The 21,504-nt window shown below is 33.5% G+C and carries 22 protein-coding genes and 1 pseudogene; 6 read left to right on the top strand and 17 right to left on the bottom strand.

All coding sequences use genetic code 11. From position 1 onward, the window contains the following. Nucleotides 1–44 precede the first annotated feature (44 nt). From ACTJIW_RS06590 to ACTJIW_RS06575, 4 genes and pseudogenes are all read left to right on the top strand, one after another. Complete coding sequence (locus ACTJIW_RS06590; protein WP_440714927.1) at nt 45–1,529, top strand: carboxypeptidase regulatory-like domain-containing protein; 1,485 nt, start codon at nt 45–47, stop codon at nt 1,527–1,529. 153 nt (nt 1,530–1,682) lie between these two features. After that, entirely contained in the window at nt 1,683–2,861 is a 1,179-nt protein-coding gene (locus ACTJIW_RS06585) for an AIR synthase related protein (protein ID WP_274252864.1), read from the top strand. Nucleotides 2,862–2,982: 121 nt separating this feature from the next. After that, nucleotides 2,983–3,339 carry a hypothetical protein gene (locus tag ACTJIW_RS06580; RefSeq protein ID WP_073409631.1) on the top strand — a complete coding sequence of 119 codons (357 nt, stop codon included), beginning with the start codon at nt 2,983–2,985 and terminating at the stop codon, nt 3,337–3,339. Between the two features lie 32 nt (nt 3,340–3,371). After that, a pseudogene (locus tag ACTJIW_RS06575) lies at nt 3,372–3,990 on the top strand (GNAT family N-acetyltransferase). Nucleotides 3,991–4,001: 11 nt separating this feature from the next. Here ACTJIW_RS06575 and ACTJIW_RS06570 read toward each other — a convergent pair. Further along, on the bottom strand, nt 4,002–4,625 hold the full coding sequence (locus tag ACTJIW_RS06570; protein ID WP_440714928.1) for a M949_RS01915 family surface polysaccharide biosynthesis protein: 624 nt from the start codon (nt 4,623–4,625) through the stop codon (nt 4,002–4,004). A gap of 64 nt (nt 4,626–4,689) precedes the next feature. Further along, on the bottom strand, nt 4,690–5,145 hold the full coding sequence (gene imm9, locus ACTJIW_RS06565) for an Imm9 family immunity protein (RefSeq protein ID WP_440714929.1): 456 nt from the start codon (nt 5,143–5,145) through the stop codon (nt 4,690–4,692). 136 nt (nt 5,146–5,281) lie between these two features. On the opposite strand from imm9, the gene ACTJIW_RS06560 reads away from it, so the two are divergent. Continuing rightward, the gene (locus ACTJIW_RS06560; protein ID WP_440714930.1) at nt 5,282–7,618 is read left to right on the top strand and encodes a GH92 family glycosyl hydrolase; all 2,337 of its coding nucleotides are present in this window, start codon (nt 5,282–5,284) and stop codon (nt 7,616–7,618) included. A 190-nt stretch (nt 7,619–7,808) separates the two neighbouring features. Next, nucleotides 7,809–8,252, top strand: coding sequence for a hypothetical protein (locus ACTJIW_RS06555; protein ID WP_012024425.1), 444 nt, complete (start codon nt 7,809–7,811; stop codon nt 8,250–8,252). A gap of 156 nt (nt 8,253–8,408) precedes the next feature. Here the strand turns inward: ACTJIW_RS06555 and ACTJIW_RS06550 are convergent, their stop codons facing one another. The 15 genes from ACTJIW_RS06550 to ACTJIW_RS06480 form a co-directional block, all read right to left on the bottom strand. Then, nucleotides 8,409–10,262 (bottom strand): M61 family metallopeptidase, encoded by a 1,854-nt coding sequence (locus ACTJIW_RS06550; protein WP_012024426.1) that lies wholly within the window; start codon nt 10,260–10,262, stop codon nt 8,409–8,411. Nucleotides 10,263–10,362: 100 nt separating this feature from the next. Beyond that, entirely contained in the window at nt 10,363–10,641 is a 279-nt protein-coding gene (locus tag ACTJIW_RS06545; protein ID WP_012024427.1) for a DUF2805 domain-containing protein, read from the bottom strand. 113 nt (nt 10,642–10,754) lie between these two features. Continuing rightward, a complete protein-coding gene (locus ACTJIW_RS06540; protein WP_440714931.1) occupies nt 10,755–11,591 on the bottom strand; it encodes a sterol desaturase family protein in 837 nt (278 codons plus the stop codon). 120 nt (nt 11,592–11,711) lie between these two features. After that, nucleotides 11,712–11,945, bottom strand: a complete 234-nt coding sequence (locus tag ACTJIW_RS06535) for a GlsB/YeaQ/YmgE family stress response membrane protein (RefSeq protein WP_440714932.1) — start codon at nt 11,943–11,945, stop codon at nt 11,712–11,714. Nucleotides 11,946–11,963: 18 nt separating this feature from the next. Continuing rightward, the gene (aqpZ, locus tag ACTJIW_RS06530) at nt 11,964–12,680 is read right to left on the bottom strand and encodes an aquaporin Z (protein WP_440714933.1); all 717 of its coding nucleotides are present in this window, start codon (nt 12,678–12,680) and stop codon (nt 11,964–11,966) included. Between the two features lie 33 nt (nt 12,681–12,713). After that, entirely contained in the window at nt 12,714–13,070 is a 357-nt protein-coding gene (locus ACTJIW_RS06525) for a DoxX family protein (protein ID WP_440714934.1), read from the bottom strand. An 87-nt stretch (nt 13,071–13,157) separates the two neighbouring features. Further along, nucleotides 13,158–14,054, bottom strand: coding sequence for a DMT family transporter (locus ACTJIW_RS06520; RefSeq protein WP_121361771.1), 897 nt, complete (start codon nt 14,052–14,054; stop codon nt 13,158–13,160). Between the two features lie 201 nt (nt 14,055–14,255). After that, nucleotides 14,256–15,374, bottom strand: a complete 1,119-nt coding sequence (locus tag ACTJIW_RS06515; RefSeq protein WP_073409639.1) for a peptidylprolyl isomerase — start codon at nt 15,372–15,374, stop codon at nt 14,256–14,258. A gap of 47 nt (nt 15,375–15,421) precedes the next feature. Continuing rightward, on the bottom strand, nt 15,422–16,495 hold the full coding sequence (locus ACTJIW_RS06510; protein ID WP_012024434.1) for a peptidylprolyl isomerase: 1,074 nt from the start codon (nt 16,493–16,495) through the stop codon (nt 15,422–15,424). 15 nt (nt 16,496–16,510) lie between these two features. Further along, complete coding sequence (gene gldI, locus ACTJIW_RS06505) at nt 16,511–17,167, bottom strand: gliding motility-associated peptidyl-prolyl isomerase GldI (RefSeq protein WP_012024435.1); 657 nt, start codon at nt 17,165–17,167, stop codon at nt 16,511–16,513. Nucleotides 17,168–17,174: 7 nt separating this feature from the next. Next, nucleotides 17,175–18,179 (bottom strand): DHH family phosphoesterase, encoded by a 1,005-nt coding sequence (locus ACTJIW_RS06500; protein WP_440714935.1) that lies wholly within the window; start codon nt 18,177–18,179, stop codon nt 17,175–17,177. 114 nt (nt 18,180–18,293) lie between these two features. Next, nucleotides 18,294–19,550, bottom strand: a complete 1,257-nt coding sequence (locus tag ACTJIW_RS06495) for a voltage-gated chloride channel family protein (RefSeq protein WP_440714936.1) — start codon at nt 19,548–19,550, stop codon at nt 18,294–18,296. A gap of 116 nt (nt 19,551–19,666) precedes the next feature. Then, on the bottom strand, nt 19,667–20,050 hold the full coding sequence (locus ACTJIW_RS06490; protein ID WP_012024438.1) for a RidA family protein: 384 nt from the start codon (nt 20,048–20,050) through the stop codon (nt 19,667–19,669). Between the two features lie 154 nt (nt 20,051–20,204). Next, entirely contained in the window at nt 20,205–20,510 is a 306-nt protein-coding gene (locus ACTJIW_RS06485; RefSeq protein ID WP_012024439.1) for a chaperone modulator CbpM, read from the bottom strand. Then, the gene (locus ACTJIW_RS06480; protein ID WP_073409643.1) at nt 20,503–21,420 is read right to left on the bottom strand and encodes a DnaJ C-terminal domain-containing protein; all 918 of its coding nucleotides are present in this window, start codon (nt 21,418–21,420) and stop codon (nt 20,503–20,505) included. The genes ACTJIW_RS06485 and ACTJIW_RS06480 overlap by 8 nt, the downstream gene beginning before the upstream one ends. Nucleotides 21,421–21,504: the final 84 nt, after the last annotated feature.

Raw genomic sequence — 21,504 nt, 5'->3', positions numbered from 1 at the left:
AATCTGAAATATAAAATGAAATTTAAATTTAAAAAAAAGGAATAATGAAGTATTTATACAAAATAGCAAGTGTACTTTTTTTATTGTTTTTGGTTTCGTGCAGTGAAGAAAAAATAGGAGAGTCGGAGTTTGGAACCGTTACCGGAAAAGTAGTTTCGGCAGATACTTTTGAGCCGATGGAAAACGTAAAAATATTATCCAGCCCAACATCAAGTACCGTATTTACAGATGAAACTGGAAAATTTACAGTTTCAAATGTAAAAGTGGGCGAATATTCTTTTCAGGCTCAAAAAGACGGATATGTTGCGAAATTTGAAGCCGTAACCATTACAGCAAATAATACATCTGAAATTGTTTTTGAACTCAGTAAATCAACGGCAAATAATAAACCGCCAACAGTTCCGGTGTTAGTAAGTCCAATTGATAACAGTACAGCACAAGCTGTTTCGCTGGATTTAACCTGGACTGCAACAGATCCTAATAATGATGTACTGACTTTTAAAGTAACACTTAGAAATGACAGTAATAGTGATGTAAAAACTTTTGAAAATATAAAAGAGAAAAAACTGGCCTTAACAGATCTGTTATTCGGAACAAAATATTACTGGCAGGTTGAGGTTAATGACGGTATAAATACACCTGTTTTAAGTACTATCAGCGCTTTTACAACTTTACAATTTCCAACAACACGTTATTTGTTTGTAAAAAAGATAAGTGATAACAATGTAATTTTTGCCGCAGATGATGCCGGAAAACAATATCAGTTAACCAGTTCCGATAAAAATTCCTGGCGTCCGAGGAGAAATAATCAGGCGCAAAAAATTGCTTTTATTGCCACAAACGGTTCGCAAAATGATATTTACACAATGAATTTTGACGGAACAGGAATAAAAAAAGTAACCAGTTCAGTGCTAATCGCAGGTTTCAATTCAGATTATATAGGTTATTCCTGGAATGCTTCAGGAAGTGAGTTTATTTATCCGAGTTTTGATAAATTGTACAGAATTAACAGTGATGGAAGCGGTTTAACCAAAATATTCCAAACTCCAAACGGCAAATTTATATCAGAATGCGACTGGAGTGCCGACGGAACTAAAATTGCCTTAAAAGTAAATGATGCCAATGGTTATAATGCAGAGGTGTATGTTATTGATACTTCGGGTACAATAACAGCTTCAATACTTTCCGGACAACCAGGCGCAGTTGGCGGTTTAAATTTCTCTGTTACCGGATTAAAATTAATTTACACCAGAGATATAACCGGTTTTGAAAATTCGACTTACCGCCAGCTTGATACCAGAATTTTCGAATATAGTTTTGTAACATCATCGTCTTATCAAATTGTAACTGAGAAAATTTCGGGAACCAACGATTTGGATGTACGATATGCTCCAAACGAATCAGAATTAATTTTTACCAATACATCAAATGATGGTATTTCGGCAAAAAATATTCTAAAAACCAGTATAGGAGTTGCAAATTCCAGAGTTGTATTATTCTCCGGAACTTCAATGCCGGACTGGGAATAAAGAGAAAATTCCATAATAACCAACATAATTTAATCGGAGAAAATCGGCAGTATTCAAAATCTGCCGATTTTTTTATGAATCATACAGACGAATCAATCGAAGAATTTAAAAAAAGGGATTATCTTTGCAGCACATCAACACAAACTAATTTTCATGAGTTCAGATTCTAGCAAAAGATATGCACAAAGAGGTGTTTCGGCATCAAAAGAAGACGTACATAACGCTATAAAAAATATTGACAAAGGTTTATTTCCGCAGGCATTCTGTAAAATTGTCCCAGATTATTTAACTCAGGACAATGAGCATTGCTTAATTATGCATGCTGACGGAGCGGGTACAAAATCATCTTTGGCTTATATGTACTGGAAAGAAACCGGAGATCTTTCGGTTTGGAAAGGAATTGCTCAGGATGCCTTAATCATGAATATTGACGATTTATTATGTGTTGGCGCAACAGATAATATCTTGCTTTCTTCAACTATTGGAAGAAATAAAAACTTAATTCCTGCTGAAGTTATCTCGGCAATCATTAACGGAACAGAGGAATTAATCAACGAATTAAAATCATTTGGCGTAACGATTCATTCAACAGGAGGAGAAACTGCTGATGTTGGAGATGTAGTTCGTACCATTATTGTAGATTCAACAGTAACAGCAAGAATGAAACGTGCAGATGTTGTAGACAATGCTAATATTCAGGCTGGAGATGTAATTGTTGGTTTGGCTTCTTTTGGTCAGGCTTCTTATGAAAAAGGATATAACGGAGGAATGGGTAGTAACGGATTAACTTCTGCCCGTCATGATGTTTTTGGTAAATACTTAGCAAAAAAATACCCTGAAAGTTACGATGCTGCTGTTCCGGAAGAATTAATTTATTCAGGACAAGTAAACTTGACAGATGAAGTTGAAAACAGTCCAATAAACGCAGGTCAGCTGGTACTTTCACCAACAAGAACTTACGCACCAATTATCAAGAAAATTTTAGATAAATACACACCAAGTGAGATTCATGGAATGGTGCATTGCAGCGGTGGTGCGCAGACTAAAATTTTACATTTCGTAAAAGACTTACACGTTATAAAAGACAATTTATTTCCGGTGCCGCCATTGTTCAAGTTAATTCAGGAACAATCAAAAACAGATTGGAAAGAAATGTATCAGGTTTTTAACTGCGGTCACAGAATGGAGCTTTACGTTCCGGAAAATATCGCGCAGGATATTATCGAAATTTCAAAATCATTCAATGTTGATGCACAAATCGTGGGTAGAGTAGAAGCTTCAGATTCTAAAAAACTTACTATTACCAGCGAATACGGAACATTTGAATATTAATTTTTAAAGTTACAAAGGTTCAAAGGTTCAGAGTTGCAAAGACTTTTGAAACTTTTAAAATAATTATTAAATTTAGAGATGCATAATTGTGCATCTCTATGTTTTTTTAACACATTATATTATGTACGAATTACTTTTTTGGAAATATCTGGACGAAATTTACCTGAACAATCAGGAAGTTTATGAAGCGCTTGTAGAAAAACAAGATGTTGAAGGTCTTGCAGTACTTCAAATTGAAGTAATCGTAAACAGAATTAATTCTGTCTTTTCAGATTGGGAAAGAGTTGACGAAAACAGCTGGAAAAATCCAAAAGGAAAAGGCGCATTTCAAGTTATTACAACACCGCAGAGTATAAAAATTGACTGCTACGGGACAGAAGGTAAAACCATGAATAAATTAGTAGATATCATGGAAGAATTTAAATGTCCGCTTTACGATCCGCAGGTTCCGGAACGTTATGATGAAATGAGTGAATAAGTTTTCTCAAAGATTTTCAAAAAACATAAGCCATGTCAAAATCAAATTTCAGTTTTTCGGATAATATAATTTTAGAAGACGATGCTGTTTTACTGCGTTCACTTCAAGAATCAGACGTAGAAAATTTACTTGAAATTTCGATCAACGAACCAGAAACCTGGAAATATTCCTTAGTGGGTGCTGACGGAAAAGAAAATTTGATCCATTATATTCAATTGGCAGTTAAGGAAAGAGAAAACCAAAAAGAATTTCCGTTTATAGTTTTCGATAAGAAATCCCAAAAATACGCCGGTTCAACACGTTTTTATGATATCAATCTTGATTTCCAAACTTTACAGTTAGGATATACTTGGTACGGATCAGCGTTTAGAGGAACCGGATTAAACAAACATTGTAAATTTCTTTTGCTTCAATTTGCATTCGAAACTCTGAATGGAGCGTGTAGAATTTCGTGCAGATAATAACAATGAAAGGAGCATAGCAGCAATGAAAAGCATTGGCTGTAAAGTTGAAGGTGTTTTAAGAAGCAATATGCCAACACGAGACAGTAATGTTCGCCGAGATTCTATTGTTTTAAGTATTCTAAAAAATGAATGGTTTGATGAGGTAAAAGAAAATCTAAAGAAAAAGATTTATAGAATTAACAATTAACAATTAATTCTTTATCCGTCTTTCAATAATAAATTCTGTTCTTTTCTTAATTTGATTAGTAATTGATCGATATTTAATTTGATCTTTTGTGGTAAAGAATTCCAATTTGCATCTTTTTTAAAACTTCTGCAATAGTCTAAATCACATTCTACAGCACGAATAACATATTTTTTGTTATTGTAAATTGTAATAATTTTTACTCTCCTGATTTCTCCATATTCCGTTTTCGTTCCGTAAACAATTACCGGATCAATATAACCATCGCCGTCAAGATCTTTGGTGCTGCAGTATTTCGTCCAAAACCAAATATTAGTTTCTTTCGGTTCAGAATCTTCAAGCAGATCATTTATTCTCCATTTTTCTAAAAAACCACCATGATCATTCATGACACAAATTGCCTGAATTTTAGTGTTCAAAGTATCTTTTTTCGAAATATTTTTTTGATTTTCGGTTAAAATCAAATTCGTAACTCCGCCTTTATCGCTGTATTCAAAAGCTCGATAAATAGGGAAATCGGCAATCTCATTAAGTTCTCTTTGAGCGATTTGCTCTTTTGACAGTTTATAGCTTTCAGTTTTTTGAGAAAAAGTAAATATAGAGTATAAGAGAAACAAAAACAGCGTTATTTTTTTCATTTGGGCATTTATTAGAACAATCAAAGATATTTAAATCGAATTTGATTTTACTATTCGTAAGTTTTTAAATTTGTATATCAATATTTTTAAATTTTATACCTGATTTTAAAAGATCGATAATTAGCAGGAATGATTCTTCAATTATGTAATCATTCAAATTGTCATATAAATTCCAATTGTTAGATGATATTATTTTGAATTTACTTTGATTTAATTCAGGTCTAGGAGCGAATTTTTTTTCGTTAATTCCCCACACAATTTCTTTGCTAAATGGAACCGAAAGAAATATAGAATGACTTCTTATTGATAATGAAGATGTTGTTGTTGTTCCTTTTTTGTAAATTCCATTCCAATTACCTTTTCCCAAAAGTATATAAAATTCAATGGTCCATTCTGGCAGCTCATTTATGAACTTATATTCATTTGCTATTTCATTAATGCGTTTCTCTAATAATAATCTTTCATTGTGTAGATTAGGAAAATCAATTATTGCAGGACTTATAACTACTTTTAGTTTCATTATTATACTTTTTTCAAAGATATTAAAAACATAGGAAAATATTTACCTGTAGTTTATCAAGTAGTTTAAAATTTAAATTTTTAAAAAGGCTAATTTTATTGTAATTTTCTAGACTTAAAAAACTTAATAAAACCACATGAATATTCTGCTGCAATCTAATTTTCGTTTTATAATTGGAGTTTTACTATTTTCTTTTACAGTAAACTGTAATGCGCAAAAAAAGACAGACAATAAAAATTTAATTCAATATGTTGATCCAATGATTGGAACGGCAAAAATGGGACACACTTATCCCGGTGCAACAGTTCCGTTTGGGAGTGTGCAGTTAAGTCCGGAAACCGATACAATTGCGTATAGTTTAAACGGAAAATATAATGGAGAAGTTTATAAATACTGCGCTGGATATCAATATGAAGATAAAACCATTGTAGGATTCAGTCACACACATTTTAGCGGAACAGGCCATTCAGATTTAGGAGATTTTCTAATTATGCCAACTACAGGAAAACTGCAATTGAATCCAGGCGTGGCATCAAAACCATTGTCAGGATATCGATCAGCATTTTCTCATTCTACAGAAAAAGCAGAGCCGGCTTATTACAGCGTCCTTCTGGAAGATCACAATATTAAAGCAGAACTTACTGCCACAACCAGAGTTGGAATGCATCAATACACATTTCCAAAATCAAATGATGCCCATATTATTCTCGATTTAACTTCCGGAATTTATAATTACGATAAAAAGAATGTTTGGACTTTTGTGCGTGTAGAAAACGATACTCTGATTACAGGCTATCGCCAAACAAACGGCTGGGCAAGAACCAGAACCGTTTATTTTGCTATGGCATTTAACAAACCAATAAAAAGTTACGGACAGGCTGCACAGGAAAAAAGCGTTTACAGAGGTTTTTGGGGAAGATTTGATCAAACAAAAAATTTCCCTGAAATGGCAGGACAAAACCTGAAATTGTTTTTTGATTTTGATACCAATGAAGGAGAAAAAATTAAAATTAAAATGTCTTTATCGCCTGTAAGTTCTGCAGGAGCCTTAGAAAACATGAAAAAAGAAACTCCAAACTGGGATTTTGAACAAGTTAAAAAACAAAGTCAGGAAGTATGGAACAAAGAATTGAATAAAATTCAGGTTGAAACTATTCAAAAAGAAGATTTAGTAAACTTTTATACCGCAATGTATCATGCGTTTCTCGGCCCGACAGAATACATGGATTTAGACCGAAATTACAAAGGTTTGGATATGAATGTTCATAAAGCTGAAAACTTTACTAATTATACCAGTTATTCACTTTGGGATACTTATAGAGCATTACATCCATTCTTTAATATTGTACAGCCTAAACGAAATGCCGATATGGTAAGTTCAATGCTGGCACATTCTGATCAAAGTGTGCATAAAATGCTGCCAATTTGGTCACATTATGCTAACGAAAACTGGTGCATGATTGGGTATCATTCCGTTTCGGTTGTGGCAGATGCAATCGTAAAAGGTAATGTTAGTTTTGATGCCGAAAAAGCACTTCAGGCTTGTGTTAATACTGCAAAAGTACCTTATTATGACGGATTAGAATATTATATGAAAAAAGGATGTGTTCCTGAAGATAAAAATGGTTCATCTGTTTCTAAAACCTTAGAATATGCTTATGACGACTGGGCAATTGCACAGGCAGCAAAGAAACTGGGTAAAACAGACGTTTATAATGAATTTATCGAAAGATCTAAAAATTATAAAAACGTTTACGATGAGAAAACCGGATTTATGCGTCCTAAATTAAACGACGGAACTTTCAAAAAAGAATTTGATCCGCTTGATACACACGGACAAGGATTTATTGAAGGAAACTCATGGAATTACAGTTTGTATGTACCGCAGGATCCCGCAGATATGATTAAAATGATGGGAGGAAATGAGAAATTTAAAATTCGTTTAGATTCACTTTTCAATATGCATTTACCAGATAAGTATTTCGAAAATACAGAAGATATTACAAGAGAAGGAATTATTGGAAATTATGTTCATGGAAACGAACCTTCGCATCATGTTGTTTATTTATACAACTGGACTGATTCGCCTTGGAAATCGCAAGACAAAATTAGAATGATCCTGAAAAAAATGTACAGAAATGGGGCAGATGGCTTAGGAGGAAATGACGATTTCGGACAAATGAGCGCCTGGTATATTTTCAGCAGTTTAGGATTTTATCCTGTTGCTCCGGGTTCTGATGAATATGCTTTAGGAAGTCCGCTGGTAAAAAAAGGTATTTTTAATTTAGAAAACGGAAAAATATTTGAAGTTGAAACCGTAAACCAGTCCGATAAAAATGTGTTCGTAAGTAAAGTTTTGCTGAATGGAAAACAGCTTGATAAACCATTTTTAAAACATGCTGATGTTATAAATGGCGGGAAAATTACGTTTTATATGAGTTCAAAACCAAATAAGAAACAATATCAAAATTAGTTTTATGTTTGTCACCCTGAGCGTAGTCGAAGGGTTTTTGCAACGAAAAAGGGCTTCGACTTCGCTCAGCCTGACAGAAAGATTTTTCAGCCGGACAAGAGAACAAAGATTAAATCAGTATAATTCGTGAATTCGTGGCAAATAACAAAAAACTTCACGAAATTTGCACTTCAAATAAAGACAATAAAATATGAAAATAAATTTAAAATCAGGAATTGATAAACTGCTTTTCGGAATGAAGCAGAACGATGTTACAGCTGTTTTAGGAAAACCTGATAAAAACTATAAAGATGAAGATGACAATGTGATTTTTGTATACAATGCACACAAAATCAGATTGACATTTTATGAAGAAGAAGATTTGAAATTAGGCTATCTTGTGGCTTCTAGCAATGATCTGGAAGTTTTCGGATTTAAATTAATTGGAAGAAAAATTGCCGATGTTAAAAAAGATTTTGCTGCAAAAGGAATCACAAAATACAATCAGGAAACTTTTGATACTTTCGAAAACTATTTCAATGAAGACAACTGGTTTATTCTTCAAACAGAATTTGATGAGGTTGTAAAATTTGAAATAGGAGCAATCATCAACAATAAAGATGAATTTGACTGGAAATTTCCTGTGAAGAAATAAACTATTTTTTGTCAGGCTGAGCCAAGTCGAAGCCCAACCCAATGCAGATTTAACTTGCGAAGGCTTCGACTTCGCTCAGCCTGACAACCTTAATAAAGTTCCAGTATAAAAAAAACCGACAATCACTTGTCGGTTTTTTTTATGGGTTAGAAAGGATTATCCTTTTAACCATGCATTTTTAATTTTGTCTTTTGAAGCATCAGTCGCTTTAAAAGTTTCAGTTTCTTCAAACGGAAGTTTAACGGTTCCTTTTATGGTTTCTTCTTTACCGCCGCGTTTTACTTTTAAAGTAATAGGATCATTTTCTTTCCAGTTTTCACTTTCAGTAATAAGATCATAAATATTTTCTAAAGAATATGCTTTGTTGTTTACTGCTAAAATTTTATCGCCTCCTTTTAAGTTAAGGTTTTTAAAGAATGCACTTGGTTCAATATCAGAACGAACAGCAATTTCTTTTGTTTGTTTATCAATTGTGATGTATGGAGTTTGACCTTTTAAGAAAATTGGACCTGCCTTTTTTTCTTTTGATTTTGTTACTCCTGCTTTAGCCAGATAAAAATCGTAAGGAATTGGTGTAGTTCCTGCTACATATTTGTTTAGGAATTCGCCCACTTCAGGATAAGTTAAAGACGTTATTTTAGCAAAAAGCTCATCATCATTAAATGGTTTATTAACGCCATATTCTTCAGAAAGTTTGTGCATTAAATCAAGAATCCCTCTTTCTCCGTTGCTTTTTTCTCTAATGATAATGTCAATGCACATACCTATTAAAGCACCTTTTTGATATACATTTAAGTATTGATCCTTATACGGCTGCTCTAATACATTTTTACTCATTACAGTAAATGACATAGTATCATCTAAAGTTTTTGCCTGCTCAATTTTATCAGCAATACGAGAATAGAACTCAGCTTCATCAATTAATCCCTGATTAATTTGGAAAAGGTTGGCAAAATACTCTGTTACACCTTCATACATCCATAAATGTTCAGACATTTTTGGTGCGTTATAATCAAAATACTGAATTTCTTTTGAGTGAATGGTTAGTGGAGTTACAATATGAAAGAATTCGTGAGAAACCACATCTTTCATAGATTCTACCAGTTTTTCTTTCGGCATAGTCTCAGGAAGTACTACTGTAGTTGCTGTTGGGTGTTCTAAAGCTCCAAAACCGTGTGCATCGTCTTTAGCCATGCTTGATAAGTACAGTAAAACGGTATATTTTTTAGTAGAGTTTACTTTTCCTAAAAAGTTTTTTTGAGCCGTCATCATTGTTTTCATTTCCGGAGTGATGCTTTCTGCAGTAAATTTTCCAGTTGGAGAATAAACCGCAATTAAAATATCCATTCCGTTAACGTTAAATGTTGTATAATCTGGTTTAGAATACATAATTGGATTTTCTACCAATACCGCATAACGAGGTGTTGTAAAAACATCGCTTGTTTTGCTTGCATCTTCATCTGTCATTGAAGTTGCTCCCCAAAGTGTTTCAGGATGTGTAATGGTAACTTTGTAAGGAACTTCTAAATTATCTTTAAAATAACCTACAAAGCCATGTGTGTTTACCATGAAATTTACACCTGCATTGATATTTGTTCCTGCTGGAGAGAAAACATCATCATTACCAAATCCGGTTCCTTTTTCAGTATCAAAAGTATCATTAACTAAATAGGTAATTTTTGCCAGCGCTTTTGCATTTGAAATAGACCATGAATTATCGTCAAGTCTTTTTACAGTTAAAGGATTTCCTTTAACATCAAATGCTTTAAAATCTTCAGAATATTTTCCGTAGTTGTCTGTAGAATAGGTTCCAGGAACTGTTTTTGGAATGCTGTAAACGATTTCATCCGTTTTAATTTTTGGCGGTGTTACCGTTACTAAAACCTTGTCATCTTTTACATCAGTTAAATTAATATTAACATCTACCACATTGCTTTTTCCAGCAGTGCTACCTGTTTTACAGCTCCAAAGCGTTACGGCAAGAGCTAATGTGTAAAGTATTTTTTTCATTTGTTTATGTTTAGTTATGTGTATTGGACTTAAAAATTGTTTAAAAGTTACAATAAATTTAAAAATATAAAAAAAACTCCCGAAATCAGGAGTTTTAATCTTAGTCAAATTTATTTTTTATATAATATTTTCCGTCCAAATCTTCGTCAAAATCATCAATTTTAATTGGTTTTGGTTTAGGTTTATTTGCAATAGCCTTCTTTTTCCACATCTCAAATTTTTCAAGAGGCATTTTCTTTTTCATGATTTCAAGAACTTCTTTTTCTGCCAATCCAAATTCTTTTTTTATAATTTCAAATGGATTTCTTTCTTCTAAGGCTAACGAAACAAGTTTTTCCGTTTGTTCCCAATTCAACTCTTTGCGGTTACTCTTTTTCATCTCGTGAAAATTAATTCAAAATAGAGGGTTAATGATTAATAGATTGATTTTCATTTTATATATCAATATTAATAAAAAAAATAATTAGTTGTTTCGATGGACTATAATTTTTTTTATTGATTTTTTGTGTTTTTAACAGATCTGGATTTTTGAAACGGAATTTGAAGTAAATTTTTTAATTCGTTGTTTTCTTCACGCTTCATGTGTGTATCTACGCCATAAATTAACTGATCTTTTGGCAAAGTGGTAAATGTGCCGAAAAGCCTGTCCCAAACCGAAAAAATATTGCCATAATTACTGTCTGTATAAGGTAAAACATAATGATGATGTACTTTGTGCATATTAGGAGAAACAATAAAATAGCTTAGAAAAACATCTAATTTATTTGGCAGGGAAATATTAGCATGATTAAATTGTGAGGCAACCACAGAAAGTGACTGATAAAGAAAAACCATCCACATAGGGCTTCCTACAATTAAAACCCCAAGTGTAGTAAAAGCGAAACGTATTACACTTTCGCCGGGATGATGCCGGTTTGCCGTTGTGGTGTCAATCCAGGTATCGGTATGGTGTATAAGATGAAAACGCCACAAAAACTTTACTTTATGTTCGATTAAATGTACTAAATAAGCACCTATTAAATCCAATAAAAGCAAACCTATAATGGTATAGAGCCAAATTGGCATTTGAGGAAGCCATTGCAGAATTCCAAAATGATTTTCTGTTGTCCAGGCAGCCGTTTTTATTAAAATAAAAGCCAGAATAAAATTTACGATAATCGTTGTAATGGTAAAGAAAATATTGATACCAGCATGATGCCATTTTCTGTACTGCATTTGAAACAGCGGAAATGTATTTTCAATTAACCAAAAAATAGTAATACCGCCCACTAAAATTAAGCTGCGGTGTGAAGATGGAATAGTACTGAAGTAAGAAATAATTTCGTTCATAACAATTAGATTTGAGTTAGAAAGAAGCTTTTCCTTTTTGATTTTATCTAAAGAAAAAGAGAAAACCTAATATAAATATATCTGATTTTCTCTTTAAATTTTATAATTGGTTAAATATTTTTATGCTTTTTTTATCAAACTGATAATAAATAATAATATCCAGGCACCTCCTACAGCAATTAAAATCTGCCATAAAAGTCCGCCGCCGCCAATACCAAGTTTGCCTGCCAGCCATCCGCCAAATATACCGCCAATTATTCCAACAATTATATTACCGAAACCTGCACCTTTCCAAATTTGGCCAGCCAGCCATCCCGAAATTGCTCCAATAAGTAAGAAATATAAAAAACTCATGATATAATAAATTTTGTTTTAGTTTGTATGATCTTGTGTATGATTTTGTAATAATGATTTGTAAATAAATCCGGCTGTAATTGCGCCTAAAATTGGAGCTGCCCAAAACAGCCAAACCTGAGTAAGAGGCGTTCCGCCTGCAAATATCGCCTGAGATAATGATCTGGCAGGATTTACAGAAGTATTCGTAATAGGAATACTAATTAAGTGAATTAAGGTTAAGGCAAGACCTATTGCAATACCAGCAAATTTTCCGTTTGCAAACTTATCTGTCGCACCTAAAATTACTAATAAGAAAAATAATGTTAGTACAAACTCAGCAATAAAAGCAGCCTGCAGAGAATATCCATCTGGAGAAAAAGCTCCATAACCATTTGAAGCAAAAGCTCCGGGTTTAGTATTATCAATTACAAACCCTGCTTTTCCAGATGCAATTGTATATAAAGTTCCTGCCGCTGCTATTGCACCAACACACTGGGCAGCAATATAGGGAAGAAGATCTTTGGCAGAAAATCGTCCGCCAGCCCATAAACCAAATGAAACAGCTGGATTAAAATGTCCGCCTGAGATGTGCCCAACGGCATAAGCCATTGTTAAAACCGTTAAACCAAATGCCAAGGCAACACCAGCAAACCCAATTCCCAGAGTAGGATATCCGGCAGCAAAGACAGCGCTTCCGCATCCACCAAAAACCAGCCAATAAGTTCCGAAGAACTCAGCAAATAATTTTTTCATAATAAAATAATTTTAGATTAATAGATTTGATTGTTAAAGGGTATATTGGAATGCCCAAATAATCAAAACTAATTGTAAGGGCAAACGTACAAATAAAATCCATTTTGGCAAGTTAAAACCTGCTTTTTTATTTTGAAACATATAAAGATTTGCAGGGAATATCGCGATTAAAAGTGCAATAATTCCCCATGCGGCATATTGTGTTGTAAGGGAAAACATTAGTAAGATGCCTAATACAATTTCGGCAATACCACTTACAACATTTATTAATTTTGGGCTTTTAAAAAAAGGAGGAATGATTTTGATGTACATTCCGGGATTACGAAAATGATTGAATCCGGCAAGTATATAAAGTATCGCCATTAAATATAAATGCCATGGTAAATTCATGATAGTTAATTATTTACGGCTAAATTATGGAAAAATTAACACTTATTACATTACAAGGCAGTTTTTTTTAATACGGCGTAAAAAATCTTAAATTTTGCGTTTGAAATTTATATTCATGATAATGATTGCAAGAATGATCAGAATAATTCCAATCCATTGCGTAAGAATTACTTTTTCATTCAAAAGAACAAATGCCATCATAACCGAAACCGGCAGTTCCAGAGCCGAAACAATACTTCCTAAACCAATTCCGGTTAACGGGAAACCTAAATTCATAAGGATTGGAGGAATTATAGTTCCAAACAAAGACAAAATAATTCCCCATTTTAGGAAAATTGCCAGATTGAAAGGTGTAACCTGAGTAATAAATCCAAATGTAAATACAATGATAGAACCTCCTAAAAGCATAAATAAGCTTCTTTGTGCTGGTGAAATTTCGGTTGCTACACGGTTGGCAGTAAACATTGTTGTTGTAAAAGAAGCTGCAGCTAAAACGCCCCAGACAATTCCTCTCCAGTCAAGTACAATATCATTTTTAAGAATATTTGTAGCTAAAACAGTTCCAAAAAGAACTATAAAAACAGCAATGACTTTTTGCTTTGAAGGTAATTTTTTTTCTAAAATCATTTCCAGTAAAACTCCCATCCAAACAGTCTGCATTAATAAAACGATTCCAATAGAAACCGGTATAAATTTTACTGCCAGATAATAAAACAAACTCGTCATTCCTAACGATGTTCCGGCAAGCATTAAACTGAAAATATTTTTTGGAGTAGCTTTTACTACTTTATCTTTATTTTTTAATTTTTGAAAGGTATTAATAATCAAAACGCCGATAATTCCAAGTATAAATTGAGATGTTGTTACCTCTGCTGTAGTATATCCTTCTGAATAAGCCATTTTTACGAAAGTAGCTAACATTCCGTAAGTTGTAGCTCCTAAAGCAACTAAAATTACCCCTTTTAATACGTTGTTTTGTGACATTTTGATTGTTTGTTTTAAAAAATTCAAGCCGGCAAAGGTAAGCTATTTTATTTAGGAATTAATAGAAAATATACGCAAACGTTATCATTGTGCCTGCTTAAAGTGTCATATTTGGTTTTACTTTGATGATTTAGCAGAATAAAGAAATAAAAAAGCCGTCAACTTTTAATTGACGGCTTTTATATATTTTAAGCAAAAGAATTATTTTACAGGCTGATTTTGATAAGTTTCGATTTCGAAAATCAAAGTTGCATTTGGCGGAATTACACCCCCTGCACCTTTTTCTCCATAAGCTAAATTAGAAGGCAGGAAGAAAATTGCTTTTTCTCCGTCTGTCATCATATCCAGAGCTTCAATAAATCCCGGAATCATACCGTCTTTTTTACCCACTGTAAAAGGAAAAGCTTTATATCCTCCTTGTGCATCTCTGTTTGGATCGTATTTTCCGTAAGCTTTTGCAACTTCGGCCATACTGCTGTCAAAAAGAGTTCCGTCTTCAAAATATCCAGCGTAATGGAAATAGATTGTAGAACCTTCAGCACCTTTTACGCCAGTTCCTTTTTTAGTAATTACATATTTTAAGTTTGATGGTGTTGTAGTTGCTTTAGCTTTTGTTGCTGCAAAGTAAGCTGCTTTTGCGGCTACTACTTTTTTAGCTTCCTCTTTTTTAGCAGCTTCTTTTTTTACATCGTCGCTTAAAACTTTTAAAGCATCAAATTTCTTTGCTGCTGCACCTTTGCGTGTAATAACAATTTTTGTCATAACATCATCCTGAACAATTTTATTTACATTGTCCATTCCAGAAACTACATGTCCAAAAATGGTATGCTTTCCATTTAACCACGGAGTGTCTTTATGTGTAATAAAAAATTGGCTTCCGTTTGTTGCAGGGCCAGAATTTGCCATGGCTAAAACACCGCCTTTTTCAAATTTTAAATCGTCTACAAATTCATCTTTAAATGAAAATCCAGGACCTCCAGAACCATTTCCGTCTGGGTCACCTCCCTGAATCATGAAATCATTAATAACTCTGTGAAATTTTAACCCGTTATAAAATGGTTTTCCTTTAAGGGATGCCTTAACATTAGGATTTGTTCCTTCTGCCAAAGTAATAAAGTTTGCTACTGTTACCGGAGCTTTTACATATTCTAATGATAAAACAATATCTCCTTTTGTTGTAGAGATTGTAGCAAAAATACCATCGTTTGGATCTGTTGCTGCAACAGTTTTTGCAGGAGTTGTTTTTGCTGCCGGTTTTTTAGCTTGTGCCTGAATGTTTAATACAGCCAGACAAAATAAAAATAGAAATTTAAATTTCATTGTATCTAGAATTTAAGTCTATAATATAATTACTAGTTATGTAATAATTATGGTTTCTCTAATAATTGAACTTCAAAAATAATATTTGCATTTGGCGGAATAACTCCTCCTGCACCAGTTGCTCCATAAGCTAAATGAGATGGAATAAAAAGAACCGCTTTGTCTCCAAAAGAAAGTTTTTCGATACCTTCGATAAATCCAGGAATTAAACCGTCTTTGCGTCCTGCCTGAAATGGAATTGGCTGATAACCTTTTGCTTCGGCTCTGGCAGCGTCAAATTTTCCAAATGTTTTATTAACATCTTCTATACTTGAATCAAATAAAGTTCCGTCTTCAAGAAAACCAGCATAATGAATATAAACCTGAGCTCCAGTTGCTGGTTTTTTACCAGAACCTTTTTCAGTAATAACATATTCTAAACCGCTTGAAGTTTTTGTTGCTTTTGGTTTTATTGAAGCATAATAATCTACTTTTTCTTTTTGAGCTCCTGCAAATTTGCTTTTTTCTTTAGCAGCTTCTGCAAAATAGTCGTGAAATACTTTTACAGCATCAAATTTTTTAGCAGCTTCACCATTTCTGATAATGCTTACAGAAACGATTGTATCGCCCTGAACCACTTTATTTACAACTTCTTGTCCTTTTTCGTCAACAACATGTCCAAATATAGTGTGTTTGTTATCTAACCATGGAGTATCAACATGTGTAATAAAAAACTGACTGCTGTTTGTTCCAGGACCATTATTTGCCATGGCTAAAATACCCGCTTTATCAAATTTTAAATCTGAAAATTCGTCTTTAAATTTGTATCCTGCATCTCCAGATCCAGTTCCTTCCGGATCTCCAGATTGAATCATGAAATTTTCAATAACTCTGTGAAATTTTAATCCGTTGTAAAAAGGTTTGCTTTTTAAATAATCTTTGGTAACAAATTCGTTTTTACCTTCAGCCAACGTTACAAAATTAGCAACAGTTATAGGTGCTTTTTTATAATCTAATTCAACAATAATATGTCCTTTATTAGTTTCGATATCAGCATATAAACCATCTGGCAGATTACTGTGTTCGTTCTTGCATGAATAAAACGAGCTAACGGCTAATAACAATAGAAAAATCTTCTTCATTTTTTAAAACGTTTTTTATGGGTTTAATGTATCTTTTTTAGTTTGAGCTGCAGGTTTTGAAACAGCAGGTTTTGCTGCTGCAGGTTTAGTTTGTGCCGCTGGAGCAGCAACAGAGCTTTGCGCCGGATCCGGAACAAAGTTTCGTAAGGTAACAGTACAAATCAAAGACTGATTAGGACCAATTTTTTTGTTGTCTCCATGATATCCATACGCCATATGTGATGGAAAAAGAAAAGTAACAGTTTCATTTTTTTTCATGTACTTAATCCCGTCACGTAATCCCATCATGATGTCTTGTTTGTCAACATAATAGGTCTGCGGACCAAGATCAGCTTCTGAATAAATTACTTTGCCTTCAATATCTTTAACTTCTAAATTAAAATAAGCGATATCTCCTTTTCGCGGTGCTGTGGTTTCGGTGTTATTTTTTTCATCATAACTAAACCAATATCCTTTTTTTGTGGCGTAATATTTTACTTTCGGATTGCTTTTGATGATTTTTTTAATCACATCTTCTTCGCTTGCCACTAATTTTTTGTTTCTGTCGGCTGATTTTTTCATAAAAGTCCCCGAAGCTCTGGAAATTGGCCTGCGCGCTTCTTCATGATGCTTACAGCCCGCCAATAAAACTGCAAAAAGCAGTGAATAAATGCTGATTTTTAAGTAGTTCATATTGGTTTTATAATTTTAGTTTAGTTACTAAATCTTCGAATTTTTTAACCGTTTCTTCCATTGAAACTTCAGATCTTCCGCCAGCTGCATTTATGTGTCCGCCTCCATTAAAATGGTCTCTTGCAAACTGGTTAACATCAAATCCTCCTTGAGAACGGAAAGAAATTTTAATTATTTTCTCGTCTCTATTTTCGATAAAGATAGCTGTAAAATCAATTCCGCGTATGCTTAAACCATAATTAACAATTCCTTCGGTATCGCCTTTTACATAATTAAAAGAATCTAACTCTTCCTGAGTCAAAGTCATGTAAGAAGTTTTATGCTCTTCAAAAATTTTCATGTTTTGTAAAGCACGGCCTAATAACTGCAAACGGCTGAATGAGCTGTTATCGTATAACAAAACCGGAATTTGAGTATTCTCAACTCCTAAGTCAATTAGTTCAGCAATAATTCGGTGTGTGTTTCCTGTAGTTCCCGGAAAGCGAAAAGAGCCGGAATCAGTTAAAATTCCAGTATATATGCAGGTTGCAATATTTTTATCAATATCTTCCTTTTTGTTCAGGAAAGTAATAAAGTTGTAAACCATTTCACAAGTCGATCCGTATGTTGGATCAGAATATGTGTAAAGGGCATAATCATGCGGTTTTTCATGATGATCGATCATGATATACGGAGCCGTTAATCTGGCTAACGTATGTTCCATTTCGCCTGTTCGGTGAAACGCATTAAAATCAAGCGTAAAAATTAATTCGGCTTCTTCTAATATTTTGATGCAGTTTTCAGTGTCTTTTTCAAATATTTTTACCGTTTCAGAACCTGGAAGCCAAGCCAGAAAATCAGGAAAATCATTAGGAGCAATTACTGTTGCCTGATGATTGTTTTTTAATAAAAAATGGTATAATGCAAGAGTAGAACCCATAGCGTCGCCGTCTGGCCCTCTGTGCGGAATTATTACGATTTTCTTTGGAGCAGCAAGCAATAATTGAATTGCCTGAATATCTTGTATTTTCATAGTGTGCGAATTTACATTTTTTTAATGTAATGCTGAAAATAATTTTAGTTTTCAGCGGCAGTCGCAGTAATCAGTTCAGTTTTTGAATTTAAAATTCAAAACTTGGAATTTATTTTACAAATTTTGAAGTTCTTTTTTCTGGAATCTTTGGTACAATTTATACTTCGCACCTTTAACGATTTGTGATTTGTAAATACCAACAGAGCCTGAAGAAAAATAAGCTATTGTGCATCCAAGAGCAATGAAAATTCCGGGCTGAATGCCAAATAATTCCATTCCCATAATAGTGCAGGCAATAGGAGTGTGGGTTGCACCAGAAAAAACAGACACGAAACCAACTCCGGCTAAAAGCGCAATAGGCATTGGGATAAATATTGATAATGCGCTTCCTAAAGTGGCGCCGACAAAAAATAAAGGTGTTACTTCTCCGCCTTTAAAGCCTGCTCCTAAAGTGAATCCGGTAAATAGAATTTTGAGCAGAAAATCATACCATTCACTTGGATTTGAAAATGAATCGACAATAACCGGCACACCAAGTCCGGAGAATTTAGTAAAACCTAAACCGGCAATGGCAGCAGCTAAAACGACACCGCCAATAACGGGACGAAGCGGCGGATATTTGATGTTTTTAGAGAAAAGTGAGCCCCAGAAATGTGTGCTTCTCGAAAATAATAAGGCAGCAAGGCCTGAAAGAAGTCCAACTAAAATGGTATAAAATATAGTGGCGAAATTAAGTTCGGGAACAACTGGAATACTGTAATGGGTGTGTTTTATTTTCCAGAATTCTACCGTAAAATAAGCAGCATAAGCAACTACAAAAGAAAGTAAAATACTTTTGAAATTGATTTTACTGAAGTACAAAACTTCTAAAGCAAAAACAGCGCCTGCTAACGGTGTTCCAAAAACAGAGGCAAAACCTGCACTGATGCCCAGAATAATAAGAATTCGGCGTTCTGCATTATCTAAGTTAAAAATTTTAGTGAATTGATCGGCAATTGCGCCTCCCATTTGTACGGCTGTACCTTCGCGTCCGGCTGAACCTCCAAACAAATGAGTAAGTAAAGTGCCTAAAAGAACCAAAGGTGCCATTTTAAACGGAATGACATTTTTTGGTTTTTCGTATTCTTCAAGCAATAAATTGTTGCCTTTTACAACCGATTCTCCCCAATAATAATAACTCAAACCAACCAATAATCCGCCAAAAGGCAAAAGCCAGATAATCCAGTCGTGCTGAATTCTAAACTGTGTTACCCATTCTAAAGATACAAGAAAAAAAGCAGATGCACATCCTGATAAAATACCAATTAAAGCACAGATAAGAATCCATTTTGGAAGAGAAAGAAGGAATTGTTTAGTGTTTTGAGAAGTCATTCAAAGAGTAAAATTATTTCAGCCACGAATTTCACGATTTTTCACGAATTATCATTCTTTTGCCAGAGATTAAAAATGATTTTTTTTAAAATTCGTGAATTTCGTGGCTGCTAAAATTACTGAACTACAGCTGTAAATTCAATTTCAACCAAATATTCAGGAGCAACTAATTTACTGATTTCATAAAAACCTGTTGTTGGTTTTACATCTTTAAAAAAAGCAGAGTGTGCTCTTGCAACTTCTTCAAAAGTATCAACGTTTGTTGTAAAAATGCGTGTTCTGATTACGTCTTTAATTCCAACATTTAAGTCTTGCAGTACTTTTTCAACACGTTCAATTATATTATAAGTCTGAGCATAAGCATCGTCGGCTTTTACCTTATCGCCGTCAACAATTGCTACTGTGCCCGAAACTTCGATGATATTGCCAATTCTTACAGCGCGGCAGTATCCCATTTTGTCTTCCCACGGCGATCCTGTTAAGATGTTTTCTCTTTTCATTTTATGAGTTTTTTCGAATTGTTTTATGAGATTTTTAAAAACAAATTCAGGTTAATTAATGCGCTGCAATTTATGAAATAAGCTTGGCAAAAAGAATTATAAAGACTTGAAATCATTTTGAAAATCCTATTTTTTTGTGATATTTCAATACGCTTTAATCGGTTTGGTTTTCCTCGTAAATTCTAAGCTTATTTTGTGTATTGGTAAGATGCTGCTGTAGTGTTTCAATTTTATTCAATAAATGATAAATGGCATCAATACCTTCTAAATTGATATTAAGATCATAATGCATTCGAATCATTTTTTCTAATGCTGGCAGTTGTTCCGGCTGTAAATATTCGTCATCTTTTTCAATGATAATTTCTACTAATCCATAACTGTTAAGTTCTTTTATAAAGGTGTTTTCAATTTCATGATACACACAAAATTGTTTTATTTGAATTAAGTTTTTATTACTCATGATTTCTTAATTTAGATAATTCGGCAAACAATTCTTTTTCTTTTTGAGATAATTGGGTTGGAATTTTCAAATTGTACGTTACATATAAATCCCCAAACTGATTGTCTTTTTTGTAAATCGGAAAACCTTTTCCTTTTAATTTAACTTTAGTTCCGGTTTGAGTTTCGGCAGGAACTTTAATTTTTACTTTTCCATCAAAAGTTTTGATATTGATTTCACCTCCTAAAACAGCTGTATAAAGGTCTAAATCAACATTAGAATATAAATTGTTTCCTTCTCGTTTAAAATCAGAATTGTTTTCGATTATAAAAGTGATATACAAATCGCCGTTAGGTCCTCCGTTAGCACCGGGGCCTCCATGTCCCGGAATTTTAATTACTTGGCCGTTTTCTACTCCGGCAGGAATTGTAATTCGGATATTTTTGCCGTTTACGGTTAAACTTTGTTTGTGTGTTGTATAAGCAGAAGCAAGATCTAATTGTAATTCGGCATTAAAATCCTGTCCTCTGTATTTTGACTGGCCTCGGCTGCTTCTGCCGGAACCGTACATCGAATTAAAAAAATCTGAAAAATCACTTCCTGAAAAATCTCCTCCGCCAAAACCAGAAAAATCCTGACCGCTGCTCTGTTGTCTTGAATATTGCTGCTGATTAGGATCGTAACCTGCTTTTTCAAATTCATCAGCATGTTTCCAGTCTTTTCCGTATTTATCGTATTTTTTACGATTTTCGGGATTGCTTAAAACTTCGTTTGCTTCGTTTATTTCCTTGAATTTTTTCTCGGCTTCTTTATCATTCGGATTCAAATCGGGATGATATTTTCTGGCCAGTTTTCGATATGCTTTTTTAATCTCGGCTTCTGTTGCTGATTTTGAAACGTCTAATGTTTTATAATAGTCGATATAATCCATCTTTTTTGAAATTTAAGATAAAATAAAATGAGGTATTGAAGTTAATAATAAGTTGTTAACTATCAAAGTAGTGATGGCTATTTT

Origin of the sequence: Flavobacterium sp. 22659 (assembly GCF_052044235.1) — a bacterium.
GTDB classification, from domain to species: Bacteria; Bacteroidota; Bacteroidia; order Flavobacteriales; family Flavobacteriaceae; genus Flavobacterium; species Flavobacterium johnsoniae.
This window is presented reverse-complemented; position numbering and strand designations above follow the sequence as displayed.

Excerpts from the sequence above, each read along its gene's own strand:
- ACTJIW_RS06590 (WP_440714927.1), top strand. The coding sequence starts at position 45 with ATGAAGTATTTATACAAAATAGCAAGTGTACTTTTTTTATTGTTTTTG.
- ACTJIW_RS06585 (WP_274252864.1), top strand. The coding sequence starts at position 1,683 with ATGAGTTCAGATTCTAGCAAAAGATATGCACAAAGAGGTGTTTCGGCA.
- ACTJIW_RS06580 (WP_073409631.1), top strand. The coding sequence starts at position 2,983 with ATGTACGAATTACTTTTTTGGAAATATCTGGACGAAATTTACCTGAAC.
- ACTJIW_RS06570 (WP_440714928.1), bottom strand. The coding sequence starts at position 4,625 with ATGAAAAAAATAACGCTGTTTTTGTTTCTCTTATACTCTATATTTACT.
- imm9 (WP_440714929.1), bottom strand. The coding sequence starts at position 5,145 with ATGAAACTAAAAGTAGTTATAAGTCCTGCAATAATTGATTTTCCTAAT.
- ACTJIW_RS06560 (WP_440714930.1), top strand. The coding sequence starts at position 5,282 with ATGAATATTCTGCTGCAATCTAATTTTCGTTTTATAATTGGAGTTTTA.
- ACTJIW_RS06555 (WP_012024425.1), top strand. The coding sequence starts at position 7,809 with ATGAAAATAAATTTAAAATCAGGAATTGATAAACTGCTTTTCGGAATG.
- ACTJIW_RS06550 (WP_012024426.1), bottom strand. The coding sequence starts at position 10,262 with ATGAAAAAAATACTTTACACATTAGCTCTTGCCGTAACGCTTTGGAGC.
- ACTJIW_RS06545 (WP_012024427.1), bottom strand. The coding sequence starts at position 10,641 with ATGAAAAAGAGTAACCGCAAAGAGTTGAATTGGGAACAAACGGAAAAA.
- ACTJIW_RS06540 (WP_440714931.1), bottom strand. The coding sequence starts at position 11,591 with ATGAACGAAATTATTTCTTACTTCAGTACTATTCCATCTTCACACCGC.
- ACTJIW_RS06535 (WP_440714932.1), bottom strand. The coding sequence starts at position 11,945 with ATGAGTTTTTTATATTTCTTACTTATTGGAGCAATTTCGGGATGGCTG.
- aqpZ (WP_440714933.1), bottom strand. The coding sequence starts at position 12,680 with ATGAAAAAATTATTTGCTGAGTTCTTCGGAACTTATTGGCTGGTTTTT.
- ACTJIW_RS06525 (WP_440714934.1), bottom strand. The coding sequence starts at position 13,070 with ATGAATTTACCATGGCATTTATATTTAATGGCGATACTTTATATACTT.
- ACTJIW_RS06520 (WP_121361771.1), bottom strand. The coding sequence starts at position 14,054 with ATGTCACAAAACAACGTATTAAAAGGGGTAATTTTAGTTGCTTTAGGA.
- ACTJIW_RS06515 (WP_073409639.1), bottom strand. The coding sequence starts at position 15,374 with ATGAAATTTAAATTTCTATTTTTATTTTGTCTGGCTGTATTAAACATT.
- ACTJIW_RS06510 (WP_012024434.1), bottom strand. The coding sequence starts at position 16,495 with ATGAAGAAGATTTTTCTATTGTTATTAGCCGTTAGCTCGTTTTATTCA.
- gldI (WP_012024435.1), bottom strand. The coding sequence starts at position 17,167 with ATGAACTACTTAAAAATCAGCATTTATTCACTGCTTTTTGCAGTTTTA.
- ACTJIW_RS06500 (WP_440714935.1), bottom strand. The coding sequence starts at position 18,179 with ATGAAAATACAAGATATTCAGGCAATTCAATTATTGCTTGCTGCTCCA.
- ACTJIW_RS06495 (WP_440714936.1), bottom strand. The coding sequence starts at position 19,550 with ATGACTTCTCAAAACACTAAACAATTCCTTCTTTCTCTTCCAAAATGG.
- ACTJIW_RS06490 (WP_012024438.1), bottom strand. The coding sequence starts at position 20,050 with ATGAAAAGAGAAAACATCTTAACAGGATCGCCGTGGGAAGACAAAATG.
- ACTJIW_RS06485 (WP_012024439.1), bottom strand. The coding sequence starts at position 20,510 with ATGAGTAATAAAAACTTAATTCAAATAAAACAATTTTGTGTGTATCAT.
- ACTJIW_RS06480 (WP_073409643.1), bottom strand. The coding sequence starts at position 21,420 with ATGGATTATATCGACTATTATAAAACATTAGACGTTTCAAAATCAGCA.